The organism is Blastococcus sp. LR1, assembly GCF_020166105.1.
Lineage (GTDB): Bacteria > Actinomycetota > Actinomycetes > Mycobacteriales > Geodermatophilaceae > Blastococcus.
The window spans coordinates 632,714-647,057 of sequence record NZ_JAIUJY010000003.1 but is presented as its reverse complement, the minus strand read 5'-3'; the positions used below and the strand labels follow the sequence as shown (position 1 = coordinate 647,057).

Sequence of the window (14,344 nt, the reverse complement as noted above, 5' to 3'; positions counted from 1 at the left end):
CATGGCGAGAGGGAAACGCCCGGCAACATTCCGAACCCGGAAGCTAAGCCTCTCAGCGCCGATGGTACTGCCCTGGAGACGGGGTGGGAGAGTAGGACGCCGCCGGACAACACTTCAACGGATGGAGGTCGGAGCTACGTGCTCTGACCTCCATCCGTTTTTTTCTGTCCGCCGCCAGCATCAGGCTGTGTGGCGTCGAGCGAAGAGGTAACACAGAAACATGACTGCTCCGCGACGCGGTTCCAGCAACTCCGGGTCCGGGCGCGGTCCTCGCGAGGGTCGTCAGCCATACCGGGGCGACCGTCCGCAAGATGGCTCCCGGGGCGCGGTCGGCGGCAACTCCCGCAGTGACCGTGGTCCGAGTGACCGTCCGCAGCGTTCGGACCGTCCTCAGGGTGGGGGCTGGCAGGACCGCCGGCCGCAGGGTGATCGCCCGCAAGGTGACCGTCCCCGCAGTGACTGGCAGGACCGCCGTCCCCAGGGTGACCGTCCGCAGCGATCTGACCGCCCGCAGGGCGGCGGTGGCGGCAGCTGGCAGGACCGGCGTCCGCAGGGTGACCGTCCGCAGCGATCTGACCGCCCGCAGGGCGGCGGTGGCGGCGGCTGGCAGGACCGGCGTCCGCAGGGTGACCGTCCGCAGCGATCTGACCGCCCGCAGGGCGGCGGTGGCGGCAGCTGGCAGGACCGGCGTCCGCAGGGCGACCGTCCGCAGCGTTCCGACCGTCCTCAGGGTGGGGGCTGGCAGGACCGGCGTCCGCAGGGCGACCGTCCCCAGGGTGACCGTCCGCAGCGTTTTGACCGTCCGCAGAGCGGCGGCTGGCAGGACCGTCGCCCGCAGGGCGACCGGCCGCAGCGATCGGACCGCCCCCAGGGCGACCGTCAGCAGAGCAGCGGCGGCTGGCAGGACCGCCGGCCGCAGGGTGATCGCCCGCAGGGTGACCGTCCCCGAGGTGACTGGCAGGACCGGCGTCCGCAGGGTGACCGGCCGCAGCGATCGGACCGCCCTCAGGGCGACCGTCAGCAGGGCAGCAGCGGCTGGCAGGACCGTCGCCCGCAGGGTGACCGTCCCCGTGGGGACTGGCAGGACCGTCGCCCGCAGGGTGACCGTCCGCAGCGATCGGACCGCCCCCAGGGCGACCGTCAGCAGAGCAGCGGCGGCTGGCAGGACCGCCGGCCGCAGGGTGACCGTCCCCGTGGGGACTGGCAGGACCGGCGTCCGCAGGGTGACCGGCCGCAGCGATCGGACCGCCCCCAGGGCGACCGTCAGCAGAGCAGCAGCGGCTGGCAGGACCGTCGCCCGCAAGGTGACCGTCCCCGTGGGGACTGGCAGGACCGTCGCCCGCAGGGTGACCGTCCGCAGCGATCGGACCGCCCGCAGAGCAGTGGTGCTTGGCAGGACCGCCGTCCCCAGGGCGACCGTCCGCAGCGATCTGACCGCCCCCAGGGTGACCGTCAGCAGAGCAGCGGCGGCTGGCAGGACCGTCGCCCGCAGGGGGACCGGCCGCAGCGATCGGACCGTCCGCAGGGCGCCGGCTGGCAGGACCGTCGGCCGCAGGGGGACCGTCCTCAGCGGTCCGAGCGGCCCCAGGGCGACCGGCCCCGCGGCAACTGGCAGGACCGGCGCCCTGCTGACGACCGGCGTGGCGGTGCGCCGTCCTCCGACCGGCGCCCTCCGGTGCCGGCAGGACCGGAGATCCCCGAGTGGGCGGACCCGCGTGAGCTCGACGCCAGCATCCGGGCCGCGCTCCAGGGGCTGGATTCGCGCAACGCAGCTCAGGTCGCCGGTCACCTCGTCGTCGCCGGCACTCTCGTCGACGAGGATCCCGTGACGGCTCTGGCGCACGCCCGTGCAGCGCGGGACCGCGCTTCGCGACTCGCGGTCGTCCGCGAGGCCGTCGGTGTCGCCGCGTATCACGCGGAGGACTATGCCGAGGCCGCTCGAGAGCTGCGGGCCTACCGCCGGATGAGTGGGGACCAGGGTTACCGGGCGGTGCTCGCCGACTGCGAGCGCGCCATGGGCCGGCCAGAGGTCGCACTGCGGCTCGTCAGCGAGGCACTGGCAGAGAACTTGGATGCCGAGGAGACCGTCGAACTGCGACTGGTCGAGGCGGGCGCCCGGCGTGATCTGGGCGAGGACGCGGCGGCCCGCATCGTCCTGGAATCCGCGCTCGGAGGGCGTCCCGACCCGGAACGTCTGGACGGCGAGGACGAGGGCCAGCTGCGTATCGCAGCGGCGTACGCCGACCTGCTGCGGGCGCAGGGCGACGAGGAGAAGGCCGACCAGTGGCTGGCGGCCGTCGCCGCGATCGACCCCGAGCTCGCCGGTGAGGACATGAGCATCGAGTTCACCGATCTGGAGGAGCTGTCGGACTTCGACGAGGACGCCGTCGTGACCTCTGACGAGGTCGAGGTCTCCGACGAGGCGCAGGTCTCCGACGACGACGTGGCTTCCGACGATGTCGAGGACGTCACCGAGGACCTCGAGGACGTCGTTCCGGCTGCCGGCGGGATGAGCTTCGACGAAGAGGTCGAGGCAGAGGTCGCCGAGCTCCTCGGCGAGGCAGACACGGACACCGGCGACAGCAAGGACTGAGCGGGAGCGGGACGCCGCGTCTGTCCACATGCGGACGCGGCGTCCACAGCTCGCCCGGGAGTCTCCTTCCGTGGCCCGTCGGCGGTCAGGCTCCGTGCATGACCGTGGCCGTGATCGATCGCAACGACGTCGTCCTGCGCGGGCGAGTCTCCGCACCTGCAGAACTACGGACGTTGCCCAGTGGTGACACCCTCCTGACCTTCCGGCTGATCGTCCGCCGGCCGGTTCCGCGCGTGCGTGGCCAGTCGGTGGACGTGCTCACCTGCATCACCTACGACCGGGGACTCCAGCGGCGGATGGCCGCCTGGCAGCCCGGCGACGTCGTCGAGGTCGAGGGCGCCCTGCAGCGGCGCTTCTGGCGCACGGGCTCGGGCACGGCCTCGGTCTGCGAGGTGAACTGCCGGCGAGGCCGCAAGGTCCCGCGTTCGGCCGCCCGGAACGCTGAAGAGACGGCCTGAACGGTGCCCTCAGTCCGCCAGCGGGCGGAACACCAGCCCGGTTCGCGGCTTCGGCACGAAGAGCGTGGACTTCCGCGGCATCCGTGCTCCCGCGCGCGCGACGGTGGCGACGTCGGTGGGGGAGGGGGCGCGGAGCAGGAGGGCGATCCCGTCGGACCGCGCGGCCTCGCGCAGGGCCTCCTCGAGCCCATGGGCGATCACGACGGAGCCGGGGCTGTCCGGCCGCCCCCAGAGGTGACCGATGAGCCCGTGGTGGGCCAGGACGACGTCGAGTTCCCGCCACGCCGGCGGTGCCTCAGCGGGAACCGCGTCCCGCACCTGCGCGGACGGGGCGGTCAGCCGGATGAGGTCCCGGCCGTCGGTGAGGAGGAAGCCGCGCTCTGCCGGATCGCCCAGCCACCTCCGTGCCGCCGCCGCCACCTGGACGGTCGGATCCCCGTCCTCGACCGGGACGGCGGCGGTGACGAAACCCTCGGCAGCCGACGCGAGCGCTGCCGGCAGCGTCAGCCCGGGAAGAACACGGTGGATCGGGTCCACCCGCAGGCCGCCGGCACCCATCGGGGTCAGCAGGGCGAGCACCGCATCGCTGCCGTCGGCGCCGTGCTGGGCGCGGGCATGGGCCCGGGCCGCCGCGAAGCGGTGGTGGCCGTCGGCGATCACCGCCCGGGTGCGACCGAGGGCTTCCCGCACAGCGGTCACGACGCCGGGCTCGGTCACCCGCCAGAGCCGGTGCCGCACCGCGTCGGCGTCCGTCAGCTCCAGGGTCGCGGGGACGCGACGGACGGACTCGGCGAGCGCGGACAGGGCCGGCTCCGGATCGTGCGCCAGGACGATCGGCTCCAGGTCGGTGCCGGTGGCGGCCAGGAGTGCACGCCGACCCTCGACGGCGTCGGGAAAGGTGTCCTCGTGCGGCACCACCGCGGTCGAGTCCGGCGGTGGCAGCGCAACGGCGCCCAGCCAGCCGCTGGTGGCAGCGGAGCCGTCGCCGGGAGCGAGGTCGTAGAGCCAGAGTGCAGGAACGGCGTCGCGCTCCAGCACGTGATGGTCCTGCCAGGCGCGCAGGGTCGAGGCGGCGAGCTGGGTGCTGTTCCCGTGCTCCGGGTCGACCCGGGGCAGGATCAGCCGGACGACGTTGTGCGGGTCGGCGTCGGCCAGTCGATCCCGGCTCGCGGGCGACACCAGGTCGTAGGCTGGCGAGCTGACGCGGGCGAGGTAGGCCGGGTCCTGTTGCCGATACGTCAGCGCCCGGAAGGGCCGGATCTCCAGCCCCGGTCCTTGCCGGGGGGACGACGATGGCTCGGACGACGGGGACACGACCAGAATCGTAGGAGCGGCCCGTCGGGCCGCGACCACGTGCCGGTGCCGAGGGGCATGTTGCCGGCAGCCGAGGGAGGGGAACTGCGGTGTCTGAGGCGGAGTCCTCGCGTGAGGCGGCCAGCTCGAGCCCGGACGGCGACGTCTACGACTGGTACCAGCGCGGCTGCCAGCTGCTGGTCGATCGGCATCCCGATGCGGCCGCGACGTTGCTGGCCCGGGCAGCGGCGGCCGAGCCGGGATCCCGCAGCATCCGCGAAGCCCTGGGGCGGGCGCAGTACGACGCCGGCCGATACCAGGACGCGATCGACAGCTTCACCGATCTCATCACCCTCGATCCGACCGATGACTACGCGCACTTCGGGCTCGGGCTGGCGGCCGACCGAGCGCGCCGGCTTCCGCTGGCGGCGGAGCACCTCGCCCTCGCCGCAGCCATGCGGCCCGATCTCCCGCACTACGCGCGCGCTCTTCGTGGTGTCCGCGCCCGGCTGCTGCGGGAGACGGCGTGACAACGTCCGCCGCGGAGGCGATGCCGCTGGCGACAGGCTCGGCGGAGGCACCGAGCACGCGCTACGACGTGGCGCTGCTCGACCTCGACGGTGTCGTCTACATCGGCCCGGACGCCGTTCCGGGTGTGCCCGCTGCGCTGGCCGCGGCCCGACGCGACGGCATGCGTCTGGGATACGTCACGAACAACGCATCCCGGACTCCCGAGGAGGTGGCTGCGCACCTCACCGAGCTCGGCGTGGCTGCCTCGGCGGAGGAGGTCATCACCAGTTCCCAGGCAGCGGCCACCGTCGTGGCCGACCTGCTCGGCCCCGGGGGGCGGGTGCTCCCGGTCGGTGGTCCCGGCGTCGCCGCCGCGCTCACGGCCGCCGGCCTGACGGTGGTCGACTCCGCCGAGGAACGGCCGGATGCGGTGGTCCAGGGCTACGGCAAGGACGTCGGCTGGACCCAGATCGCCGAAGCGGTCGTGGCCGTGCGCAACGGGGCCCGGCACGTCGCGACCAACACCGACCTCACGATTCCGTCCCCGCGCGGACCGCTCCCCGGCAACGGCGCGATGGTGGCGGTAGTGCAGGGCGTCACGGGCATGGCGCCGCTGGTCACCGGGAAGCCGGACCCGGCGATGCACGCTGAGTGCGTCCGGCGGACCGGCGCCCGCCGGCCGATCGTCGTCGGCGACCGCCTGGACACCGACATCGAGGGAGCCCGGCGAGCGGAGGCGGACAGCCTGCTGGTGCTCACCGGGGTCACCGATCCGGCGCTGCTCCTGGCGGCGGAGCCGGATCGTCGTCCCGACCTCATCGCTCCGGACGCCGCAGGCGTGCTCGTCCCTCACCCGGCGGTGGAGGCGACCGGCGACTCGTGGAACTGCGGGTCGTGGACGGTCCGGTCCACGCACGGAGGCGCGGTGCTCGAGCTGTCGTGCGTCGGCGATCAACCGGCGGCCGGCGACGGGCTGGACGGTCTGAGGGCGCTGTGCGTGGCCCACTGGACCGCGCACCCCGACGACGCCGCAGCACCGCAGGTGCACGGAGTCGACGAGCCGGCTGTGGACGCGCTCACGGCCTGGAAACTGCTGGGCCACGAACGGGCCTGACCCCCGGGCGCGGTCAGAGCAGCTTGCGCAGCCTCAGCAGGTCCCGGAGGCCTGCCTCGAGCTTGACCCGTCCGTCCTTCCAGGCCGAGCCGAACGACAGCCGGCCGTCGGTGAGCGCGACCAGGTCGTCGCTGGTCATCGTCAGCCGGATGTCGGCCCGGGGCACGTCAGGTCCCTCGGCCACCGCCCGCATGTCGCGCACCGAGCCGGAGCTGAGCCGACCCAGCACCACCTGCTCGAGGTCGGTGATCCGGCAGGACAGGGTGCGATCCAGGCCTGCCGCGGCGGGATTGGCGGCGAGGCCGCCGAGGATCCCGGTGAGGGCGGTCATGCACTGGTCCATGGTGGCCACGAAGGCGGTTCTCCCCAGAGGAGGCGGTGGGAAACGGTCCGGTGGACGCTATCGCGCCCCGCAGCCGGACCCGTCCCGTCCTGCCCGGCCGGTAACCTCCGCAGGGGACGACGGACGTACGGCCGGACTTCTCGGCCACACCCGGCGGCCGACCCCACCACCCGAGAGGCGCACATGACCGAGCCGAGCGCGCAGCGACCGGTACCGGGCCCGCCGCGGCCCGGCCCAGCGCCGACGGCACGTCCGGTCGCCGGCGCCGAGCCGCGCGCCACGCAGGCCGAGTGGGCGCAGGCCGCACCCGGGACCTCCGGCGGTCGGCTCGACGGGCTGGAGGCGCTCCCGGTCGCCGAGCACGTCGCGGTCTTCGAGGCCGAGCACGAGCGGCTGCAGCGCGAGCTCGGCACGATCGACCCCCTCTGATGGCCCGTCGCTCCCGGCTCGATGCCGAACTCGTCCGCCGCGGTCTCGCCCGTTCCCGCGAGCACGCGGTCGCGCTCATCTCCGAAGGTCGGGTCACCGTCGGCGGTCAGGCCGCGACCAAGCCGGCGACCGGCGTCGAGGCCGGCACGCCCGTCGTCGTGCGGACCGACCCCGACCAGCCCACCTTCGTCTCGCGCGGCGCGCACAAGCTGCTCGGCGCGCTCGAGGCCCTGCCCGTACCCGTGGACGGCCGCCGCGCGCTGGACGCCGGCGCGTCCACGGGCGGCTTCACCGACGTGCTGCTGCGCCGGGGTGCCGCCGAGGTGGTGGCGGTCGACGTCGGCTACGGCGAGCTGGCCTGGTCGCTGCGCACCGACGAGCGGGTGCGGCTGTACGAGCGCACCAACGTCCGCACGCTGACCCCGGAGGACATCGACGGCCCGGTCGACCTCGTCGTCGCCGACCTCTCGTTCATCTCGCTGCCGAAGGTGCTGCCGGCGCTCACCGCCTGCGCCGGGCCCGGTGCCGACCTGCTGCCCATGGTGAAGCCGCAGTTCGAGGTCGGGAAGAAGCGGCTGCCCGCAGGCGGGGTGGTGCGCGACCCGGAGCTGCGGGTCCAGGCGGTGCTCGAGGTCGGGCGCGCCGCTCAGGAACTGGGCTGGGGGACCGCCGGGGTCGTGGCAAGCCCGTTGCCGGGCCCCGCCGGGAACGTGGAGTTCTTCCTCTGGCTGCGGTCCGACGCCGGGCCCATCCAGGAGGACGACGTCCGTCGAGCAGTCGAGGAGGGCCCCCAGTGAGCGAGTCGAGCACGGCCGGACAGCAGGACCAGGAGCGCCGTGTCCTGCTGACCGTGCACACCGGCCGGAGCGACATCGTCGACCTGGCCCGGACGTCGGCTACGCGGCTGATGCAGGGCGGGATCGGGGTGCGACTGCTGGACGACGAGGCGGAGGCGCTCGACATCCCCGGGGTCGAGGTGGTCCCCACCGACGAGTCGGCGGCCAAGGGAGCCGAGATCGTCATGGTCTTCGGCGGCGACGGCACCTTCCTGCGCGCTGCGGAGCTCGCTCGGTACACCGACGCCGCGCTGATGGGCGTGAACCTCGGCCGGGTCGGCTTCCTCGCCGAGACCGAGCCCGAGGCCGTCGAGGAGACGCTGATCGCCATCGAGCGCTGCGAGTACTCGGTGGAGGAGCGGCTGGCCATCAGGGTCGACGTCCTCGACCGGGACGGCACCGTGGTCGGCAGCACCTGGGCGCTCAACGAGGTCTCGGTGGAGAAGGCGGAGCGCTCCCGGGTGCTCGACGTCGTCATCGCCATCGACGGCCGACCGCTGACCAGCTTCGGGTGCGACGGGGTGCTCTGCGCGACGCCCACCGGCTCGACGGCCTACGCCTTCTCCGCCGGCGGCCCCGTGGTCTGGCCCGACGTCGAGGCGCTGCTGCTGGTCCCGACCAACGCGCACGCCCTGTTCGCCCGTCCGCTGGTCACCTCGCCGAACTCGGTGCTGACCGTCGCCGTCCCCGCCGACGGGAACACCGCACGGGTGTCGGCCGACGGCCGCCGGATGCTCGAGGTGCCCGACGGCGGGCGGGTCGACGTGCGGCGGGCGAACCGCCCGGTGCGGATCGCGCGGGTGCACGCCGCGACCTTCGGCGACCGGCTCGTGGCGAAGTTCGGCCTGCCGGTGCACGGCTTCCGGGACGCCCGCCACGCCGGCCCCGGCCACGAGCTCTTCACCAGCCGCAACGTGCTGGCCCGCGACGTCGTGCAGGTCGACGACGCGAGTGGGGTGGAGGTGAGCGATGGCGACCCGTACGGCTCCGCGTAAGAGCAGTCCGGCACCCGAGACGGGCCGGTCGACCTCCGGGCGCCTCACCGAGCTGCGCATCCGCGGCCTCGGCGCCATCGACGACGTCACCCTCGAACTGGGCCCTGGGCTCACCGTGGTCACCGGCGAGACCGGCGCCGGGAAGACCATGGTCGTGACCGGACTGACGCTGCTGTTCGGCGGCCGCGCCGACCCCGGCCGGGTGCGGGCCAGCGGCCGCGCAGGGGTCGAGGGCCGGCTCGAGCTGCCGCCCGGATCACCGGTCTGGGAGCGCGCCGCCGACGCCGGTGCGGACCCGGACGACGACGGGAGCCTGATCCTCGCCCGAACCGTGAGCGCCGGGGGCAGGTCCCGGGCGTACCTGGGCGGTCGCAGCGTGCCCGTCGGCGTCGTCGCCGAGCTCTCCGAGAGCCTGCTGGCGGTGCACGGCCAGACCGACCAGCTGCGGCTGTCCCGCCCGGCCGAGCAGCGGCGGGCCCTGGACCGGTACGCCGGTGCTCCGCACCTCGAGCTGCTCGAGCGCTACCGCGAGGCCCACCAGCGCTGGCGTGCCCTGAGCGCCGATCTCGACCGTCGCCGTGGGCAGGCGCGCGAGCTCGCCCAGGCGGCCGACGTGCTGCGGCACGGTCTGGAGGAGATCGCCGCCGTCGCCCCGGAGCCCGGTGAGGACGAGGCCCTGGACACCCAGGCGAAGCGGCTCAGCGACGCCGATGCGCTGCGCTCGGCCGCCGACGAGGCGCGCCTCGCGCTCGTCGGCGACCTCACCGGGGACCTGGTCGGCGGCGAGGTCGCGCAGGACGCGACCGCCGCCCTGTCGACCGCCGAGCGGGCGCTGGCCTCCTCGGACGACCCGACGCTGGTGATGCTCGCCCAGGACCTCGCCGATGCCGTCGCCGTCGTCTCCGACGTCTCCGCGCAGCTGTCGGGCTACGTCGCCGACCTGGACGCCGATCCGGCGCGGCTCGCGGAGGTGCTCGACCGGCGGGCGGCCATCACCGCGCTCGTCCGCAAGTACGCCGAGGTCGGGCAGGGCGCATCCGGCGTGCTGGCCTGGGCCGAGGAGGCGCAGCAGAAGCTCTCCCAGCTCGACGTCTCGGACGAGGCTCTCGACGCTCTCACCGCCCAGCGGGACTCCGCGCGAGCCGAGGTCGACCGGCTCGCCGCGCAGCTCTCCGACGGGCGCCGCGCCGCGGCCGACGGCTTCGCGGCGGAGGTCGGCGCGGAGCTGGCGGGGCTGGCGATGAAGAGCGCCCGCGTCTCCTTCTCCATCGACAGCCACCCCGACGAGCCGGGCCCCGACGGCATCGACGACGTCGCACTGCTGCTGGCGGCGCACCCCGGCGCGCCCGCGCGGCCGGTGCACAAGGGCGCCTCCGGCGGTGAGCTCTCCCGGGTCATGCTGGCGATCGAGGTGGTGTTCGCCGGTGCCGACCCGGTGCCGGTCATGGTCTTCGACGAGGTCGACGCCGGTGTCGGCGGGCAGGCGGCCGGCGAGATCGGCCGCCGGCTGGCCCGGCTGGCGCGCGACCACCAGGTCGTCGTCGTGACCCACCTGGCGCAGGTGGCCGCCTTCGCCGACACCCACCTGGTCGTCGACAAGTCCCCGGACACCGGTGCGGGCGTCACCGCCACCGACATCCGGTCGGTCCAGGACGAGGACCGGGTGCGGGAACTGGCCCGGATGCTGTCGGGTCTGGCGGACAGCGACACCGGTCAGGCCCACGCGCGGGAGCTGCTGGCCGTCGCCGCGTCAGGCCGGTGACCTGCGCCCCTGTCGGGTGAGCGGGGGCTTGCTCGCCAGAAGTGCGGGGTAGGGGGTCCCGGTGACGTGCTTCTCCTCCGCCGACGAGTCGGCGCACTACGGCTTCTCGGTCTGCATGCTGCTCGACCAGTACCGCGAGCAGCTGCGCTGGGAGGACGGCGGTGTCGACGAGCTCGGCACCGGGGACGCCACCGCCATCGCCGACGTCGTGAGCTCGCTGCCGGGGCTGCGCGTGCACAGCTACGACATCAGCGCGCCGTCGGTGGAGAAGGCCCGGTCCAACATCGCCGAGCGCGGGGTGTCCGACCGCTACACCGTCGAGCTGGGCGATTTCTTCGACCAGGCCGACTCGGCCGGCAGCGACCAGGCCCGCACGGTGATCTCGAACCCGCCCTACATCCCGGCACCCGACCGCGACATCCTGATGCCGGAGCTGTGGGGCGGCGTGCGGGGCAACGACCTCGTGCTGCAGCTGTTCAAGGCCGGCTACGACAACGTGGTCGCCGCGGTGGCCAGCTACTCCGACCCGGAGGGCACCGTCCGCATGGCCGAGGACCTCGGCTACCGGGTGGTGAACTTCCTGGCCATGGCCCTGGACTTCGGGCCGTACAGCAACGAGCCGAAGGTCCGCGACCACATCCGCCGGCTCTGCGCCGACGGCCACGGCTGGGCGGGGGAGGACGGCTACATGGTCGCCGTCGCGCTCTTCACCCGCGACGCCGACCTTCCCGGCGACCGAGGCGACCAGCTGTTGAGGGCGCTGCAGGTCTGAGTCAGCGCCGCTTGGCGTAGCCCGCGAGGCCGAACTGGAGCAGCGCCAGCCCGCGTCGTCCCTGACGGCGCAGCTCGGCGGCGAGCTCCGGCCCGCTCACCCCCGCCAGGACCCGGTCCCGGGCCAGCTCCAGCAGCGAGGCGTACAGCCCGAGCACCGCGTGCGCGGCGAGCCACGGCTCGATCTGGCCGGCGCGCGCCTCGGTCTCCTCGGCGATCAACTCGGCGAGGGAGTCGGTGAGCTCGCCGAGGATCTCGCGCTCGCGGGTCAGGAGGGTCCGGCTGCCGCGGATCACCCGGGCCATCCGGGCGACGCCGTCGGCAGCCTCCGGCGTGCCGAGCAGGCTGACCGCGGCGACGACGAAGCTTCCGGCCGCCGCGGCGACCGACTCCCCGGCCGGCCGCCGGCGCACCGCGTCCAGCAGCGCCGCCCGCATCGGCGGGTCCGCGTCGAAGACCAGCCCCTCCTTGACCGGGAAGTGGTTGAACACGGTCTTCTCGACGACACCGGCACGCTGGGCGATCTCCACCACGCTCACGGAGTCGAACCCGCGCTCGGCGAAGAGATCGGTCGCGGCGTCCACGATGCGCGTCCTGGTCTGCTGACGGCGGCGCTCGCGGATCCCTGCGCCACGGGTGCGGCGGGCCCGGCGCGGCCCCGTCGGCTCACCGTCGGTGACCGTGGCCGGCGGAGTGGCCGGGGGAGTGGCCGGGGGAGTGGCAACGGCAGCCGGCTCGGGCTCCGCCGTCACCGGCGCGGCCGCAGCCGGCTCGGGCGCGGTGCTCCCCGGCGCCGGCTCGACCTCGACGCTTCCGGCGGCGTCCCGTGGCACGGGACGCGGAACCGCCCTGATCAGGGCAGCACCGATCGGCTCGACGACGTCGTCGTCGTCCTCGGGAAGGCTCATCGCGGTCGTCAGGGCACCCGCCACACCAGTCACGTCCGCAACGCTAGTCACGACTCGGTAACGGCCGCGCTGGACCGTCGGCGCGGCCGCGGCTGGCGTGTCGGCGCCACCGTGGTGTCGGACACTGTGCGTGACTGAGAGATCGCTGACGCGCGTCGCAGGGTGGCGGGACCTGCCGCCCGTGGCAGCATGCAACCTCATGCGCATCGGCACCGTTCGCCGCGGCCGGGCCCAGGAGGCGGAGCCCGGCGTCTCGGGCACCGCCCGGCTGGACCGCCGCACGAAGAACCTGACGAAAAGGCTGCGCCCCGGCGACATCGCCGTCATCGACCACGTCGACATCGACCGGGTGAGCGCGGACTCGCTCGTCGCCTGCAAGGTCGCCGCGGTGGTCAACGCAGCCCCCAGCATCTCCGGCCGCTATCCCAACCTGGGCCCCGAGATCCTGATCAACGCCGGCATCCCGCTGCTGGACGAGGTCGGGAAGGACGTCTTCGGCAAGCTGAAGGAGGGCGTCCGCGTCCGGCTCGACGGCAACCAGCTGATCGACGAGGACGGCACCGTCGTCGCCGAGGGCACGCCGCACGACACCGAGACCGTCGCCGCCGCGATGACCGAGGCCAAGGCCGGCCTCTCCGTCCAGCTCGAGGCGTTCGCGGCGAACACGATGGAGTACATGAAGCGGGAGCGCGCGCTCCTGCTCGACGGCGTCGGCGTCCCGGACGTCACCACCGCCATCGAGGGCCGGCACGCCCTCGTCGTGGTCCGCGGCTACGACTACAAGGAGGACCTGCACGCCCTCCGCCCCTACATCCGTGACTACCGGCCGGTCCTCATCGGCGTCGACGGCGGAGCCGACGCGCTGATCGAGGCCGGTTACCAGCCGGACATGATCATCGGCGACATGGACTCGGTGAGCGACGACGTCCTGCGCTGCGGCGCCGAGGTCGTCGTGCACGCCTACGCCGACGGCCGTGCTCCGGGCCTCGCGCGCGTCCAGGACCTGGGGGTCGACGCCATCACCTTCCCGGCGGCCGCCACCAGCGAGGACATCGCGATGCTGCTGGCCGACGAGAAGGGCGCCAAGCTCATCGTCGCCGTCGGCACCCACGCGACCCTGGTCGAGTTCCTCGACAAGGGCCGCGGCGGCATGGCCTCCACCTTCCTCACCCGGCTGCGCCTGGGCGGCAAACTCGTCGACGCCAAGGGCGTCAGCCGCCTCTACCGCAGCCGCATCTCGACCGCCGCCCTCGTGGTCCTCGTGCTCGCCGCCTTCATCGCGATCGGGTCGGCGCTCGCCGTCTCCGCGGCCGGGCGCGTCTACCTGGACCTGCTGCTCGACCAATGGAACAGCTTCGTGTTCTGGCTGGAGAACCTGCTCTCGTGATCGACTTCCGCTATCACCTGGTCTCGCTGATCGCCGTCTTCCTGGCGGTGGCCCTCGGCATCGTCATCGGCACCACCCAGCTCAACCAGCCGATCCTCAACGACATCGAGAACCAGGTCACCGAGCTCGAGCAGGACAAGCGCTTCCTGGAGGACCGCACCCAGGACCTGCAGGCACAGCTCGACACCTCGGAGGGCTTCCAGGAGGCCGTGGCCCCGGCGCTGGTCGGCGGTGCCCTGGCCGGCCGCTCGGTCCTGCTCCTGGCCGCCGACGAGGAGGTCTCCGCCGAGACCGTGGAGCAGGTCTCCGCGATGATCGAGGAGGCCGACGGCTCGGTCAGCGGCGTGCTGCGCCTGCGGCCCGAGTACAGCGACCCCTCCACGGCCACCAGCCTGGAGAACTACGTGAACGGCAGCGGCCGGCCGGCGGGTGTGACGCTGCCCGAGGACGGCGACGTGGGCGTCCAGGTCGCCTCCCTGCTCTCGCAGGTGCTGATGATCGCGCCGGGCACCCCGGCTCCCGACACCGCGGCGATCTCCTCCGTCGTCTCCGGCCTCAGCTCCCTGGACGTCCTCCGGCAGGAGAGCTCGGCGCTCGCCCCGGCCGACTACGCGGTCGTGCTGACCTCAGGGGAGACCGAGGGCGACGACGTCGAGACCCGCACCGCAACCCTGGTCGAGCTGGTCCGCGCCCTCGACGCCGCCGGCTCCGGTGCGGTCCTGGCCGGCGACGGCGCATCGGCCCGCGAGACCGGGCTCGTCGGCGTCGTGCGCGCCGACCCGGAGCTCGCCACGGCCGTCTCGACCGTCGACAACGTCGGCACCTCCGTCGGCCGCATCAGCACCGTGCTGGCGCTGGGGCGCGAGGCCGAGGGGACCTCCGGCAAGTACGGCACGGGCGAGGACACCCAGCCGGTGCCGCCGGTGCCTGCCGCCGCCCCGTGAG

Annotated in this window: 14 protein-coding genes and 1 rRNA gene; 12 read left to right on the top strand and 3 right to left on the bottom strand. The window is 73.9% G+C overall.

Annotation, left to right across the window (positions count from 1 at the left end):
* The 3 genes from rrf to LBW97_RS11850 form a co-directional block, all read left to right on the top strand.
* A 5S ribosomal RNA gene (gene rrf, locus LBW97_RS11860) occupies positions 1–108 on the top strand; the annotation flags it as partial.
* A 1,567-nt stretch (positions 109–1,675) separates the two neighbouring features.
* A complete protein-coding gene (locus LBW97_RS11855; RefSeq protein ID WP_224499573.1) occupies positions 1,676–2,593 on the top strand; it encodes a hypothetical protein in 918 nt (305 codons plus the stop codon).
* Positions 2,594–2,691: 98 nt separating this feature from the next.
* Positions 2,692–3,051 carry a single-stranded DNA-binding protein gene (locus LBW97_RS11850; protein WP_224499572.1) on the top strand — a complete coding sequence of 120 codons (360 nt, stop codon included), beginning with the start codon at positions 2,692–2,694 and terminating at the stop codon, positions 3,049–3,051.
* 9 nt (positions 3,052–3,060) lie between these two features.
* Here the strand turns inward: LBW97_RS11850 and LBW97_RS11845 are convergent, their stop codons facing one another.
* Positions 3,061–4,365 (bottom strand): DUF1015 family protein, encoded by a 1,305-nt coding sequence (locus LBW97_RS11845; RefSeq protein WP_224499571.1) that lies wholly within the window; start codon positions 4,363–4,365, stop codon positions 3,061–3,063.
* Positions 4,366–4,454: 89 nt separating this feature from the next.
* Here LBW97_RS11845 and LBW97_RS11840 point away from each other — a divergent pair, with 89 nt between their 5' ends.
* Positions 4,455–4,874, top strand: coding sequence for a tetratricopeptide repeat protein (locus LBW97_RS11840; RefSeq protein ID WP_224499570.1), 420 nt, complete (start codon positions 4,455–4,457; stop codon positions 4,872–4,874).
* Positions 4,871–5,968, top strand: a complete 1,098-nt coding sequence (locus tag LBW97_RS11835; RefSeq protein ID WP_224499569.1) for an HAD-IIA family hydrolase — start codon at positions 4,871–4,873, stop codon at positions 5,966–5,968. Before LBW97_RS11840 ends, LBW97_RS11835 begins: the two co-directional genes overlap by 4 nt.
* 13 nt (positions 5,969–5,981) lie before the next feature.
* On the opposite strand, the gene LBW97_RS11830 is transcribed toward LBW97_RS11835, so the two are convergent.
* The gene (locus LBW97_RS11830; protein ID WP_224499568.1) at positions 5,982–6,299 is read right to left on the bottom strand and encodes an alkyl sulfatase C-terminal domain-containing protein; all 318 of its coding nucleotides are present in this window, start codon (positions 6,297–6,299) and stop codon (positions 5,982–5,984) included.
* Positions 6,300–6,494: 195 nt separating this feature from the next.
* Between LBW97_RS11830 and LBW97_RS11825 the strand changes: the two genes are divergently transcribed.
* The 5 genes from LBW97_RS11825 (at position 6,495) to LBW97_RS11805 (ending at position 11,105) form a co-directional block, all read left to right on the top strand.
* The gene (locus LBW97_RS11825) at positions 6,495–6,740 is read left to right on the top strand and encodes a hypothetical protein (protein ID WP_224499567.1); all 246 of its coding nucleotides are present in this window, start codon (positions 6,495–6,497) and stop codon (positions 6,738–6,740) included.
* Positions 6,740–7,537 carry a TlyA family RNA methyltransferase gene (locus tag LBW97_RS11820; protein WP_224499566.1) on the top strand — a complete coding sequence of 266 codons (798 nt, stop codon included), beginning with the start codon at positions 6,740–6,742 and terminating at the stop codon, positions 7,535–7,537. The genes LBW97_RS11825 and LBW97_RS11820 overlap by 1 nt, the downstream gene beginning before the upstream one ends.
* On the top strand, positions 7,534–8,571 hold the full coding sequence (locus LBW97_RS11815) for an NAD kinase (protein WP_224499565.1): 1,038 nt from the start codon (positions 7,534–7,536) through the stop codon (positions 8,569–8,571). Before LBW97_RS11820 ends, LBW97_RS11815 begins: the two co-directional genes overlap by 4 nt.
* Positions 8,546–10,333 carry a DNA repair protein RecN gene (gene recN, locus LBW97_RS11810; RefSeq protein WP_224499564.1) on the top strand — a complete coding sequence of 596 codons (1,788 nt, stop codon included), beginning with the start codon at positions 8,546–8,548 and terminating at the stop codon, positions 10,331–10,333. Before LBW97_RS11815 ends, recN begins: the two co-directional genes overlap by 26 nt.
* Positions 10,334–10,394: 61 nt before the next feature.
* The gene (locus LBW97_RS11805; RefSeq protein WP_224499563.1) at positions 10,395–11,105 is read left to right on the top strand and encodes a methyltransferase; all 711 of its coding nucleotides are present in this window, start codon (positions 10,395–10,397) and stop codon (positions 11,103–11,105) included.
* 1 nt (position 11,106) lies between these two features.
* Here the strand turns inward: LBW97_RS11805 and LBW97_RS11800 are convergent, their stop codons facing one another.
* Positions 11,107–12,045, bottom strand: coding sequence for a TetR/AcrR family transcriptional regulator (locus LBW97_RS11800; protein WP_224499562.1), 939 nt, complete (start codon positions 12,043–12,045; stop codon positions 11,107–11,109).
* Positions 12,046–12,211: 166 nt separating this feature from the next.
* Here LBW97_RS11800 and steA point away from each other — a divergent pair, with 166 nt between their 5' ends.
* Both steA and LBW97_RS11790 read left to right on the top strand, forming a co-directional pair.
* Positions 12,212–13,399: a putative cytokinetic ring protein SteA gene (gene steA, locus LBW97_RS11795; RefSeq protein ID WP_224499561.1), complete on the top strand. Its 1,188-nt coding sequence runs from the start codon at positions 12,212–12,214 to the stop codon at positions 13,397–13,399.
* Positions 13,396–14,343: a copper transporter gene (locus LBW97_RS11790; protein ID WP_224499560.1), complete on the top strand. Its 948-nt coding sequence runs from the start codon at positions 13,396–13,398 to the stop codon at positions 14,341–14,343. Before steA ends, LBW97_RS11790 begins: the two co-directional genes overlap by 4 nt.
* Position 14,344 lies beyond the last annotated feature (1 nt).

Coding starts and splice junctions, on each gene's coding strand:
- LBW97_RS11825 (WP_224499567.1), top strand. CDS start 6,495: ATGACCGAGCCGAGCGCGCAGCGACCGGTACCGGGCCCGCCGCGGCCC.
- recN (WP_224499564.1), top strand. CDS start 8,546: ATGGCGACCCGTACGGCTCCGCGTAAGAGCAGTCCGGCACCCGAGACG.
- LBW97_RS11820 (WP_224499566.1), top strand. CDS start 6,740: ATGGCCCGTCGCTCCCGGCTCGATGCCGAACTCGTCCGCCGCGGTCTC.
- LBW97_RS11850 (WP_224499572.1), top strand. CDS start 2,692: ATGACCGTGGCCGTGATCGATCGCAACGACGTCGTCCTGCGCGGGCGA.
- LBW97_RS11830 (WP_224499568.1), bottom strand. CDS start 6,299: ATGACCGCCCTCACCGGGATCCTCGGCGGCCTCGCCGCCAATCCCGCC.
- steA (WP_224499561.1), top strand. CDS start 12,212: ATGCGCATCGGCACCGTTCGCCGCGGCCGGGCCCAGGAGGCGGAGCCC.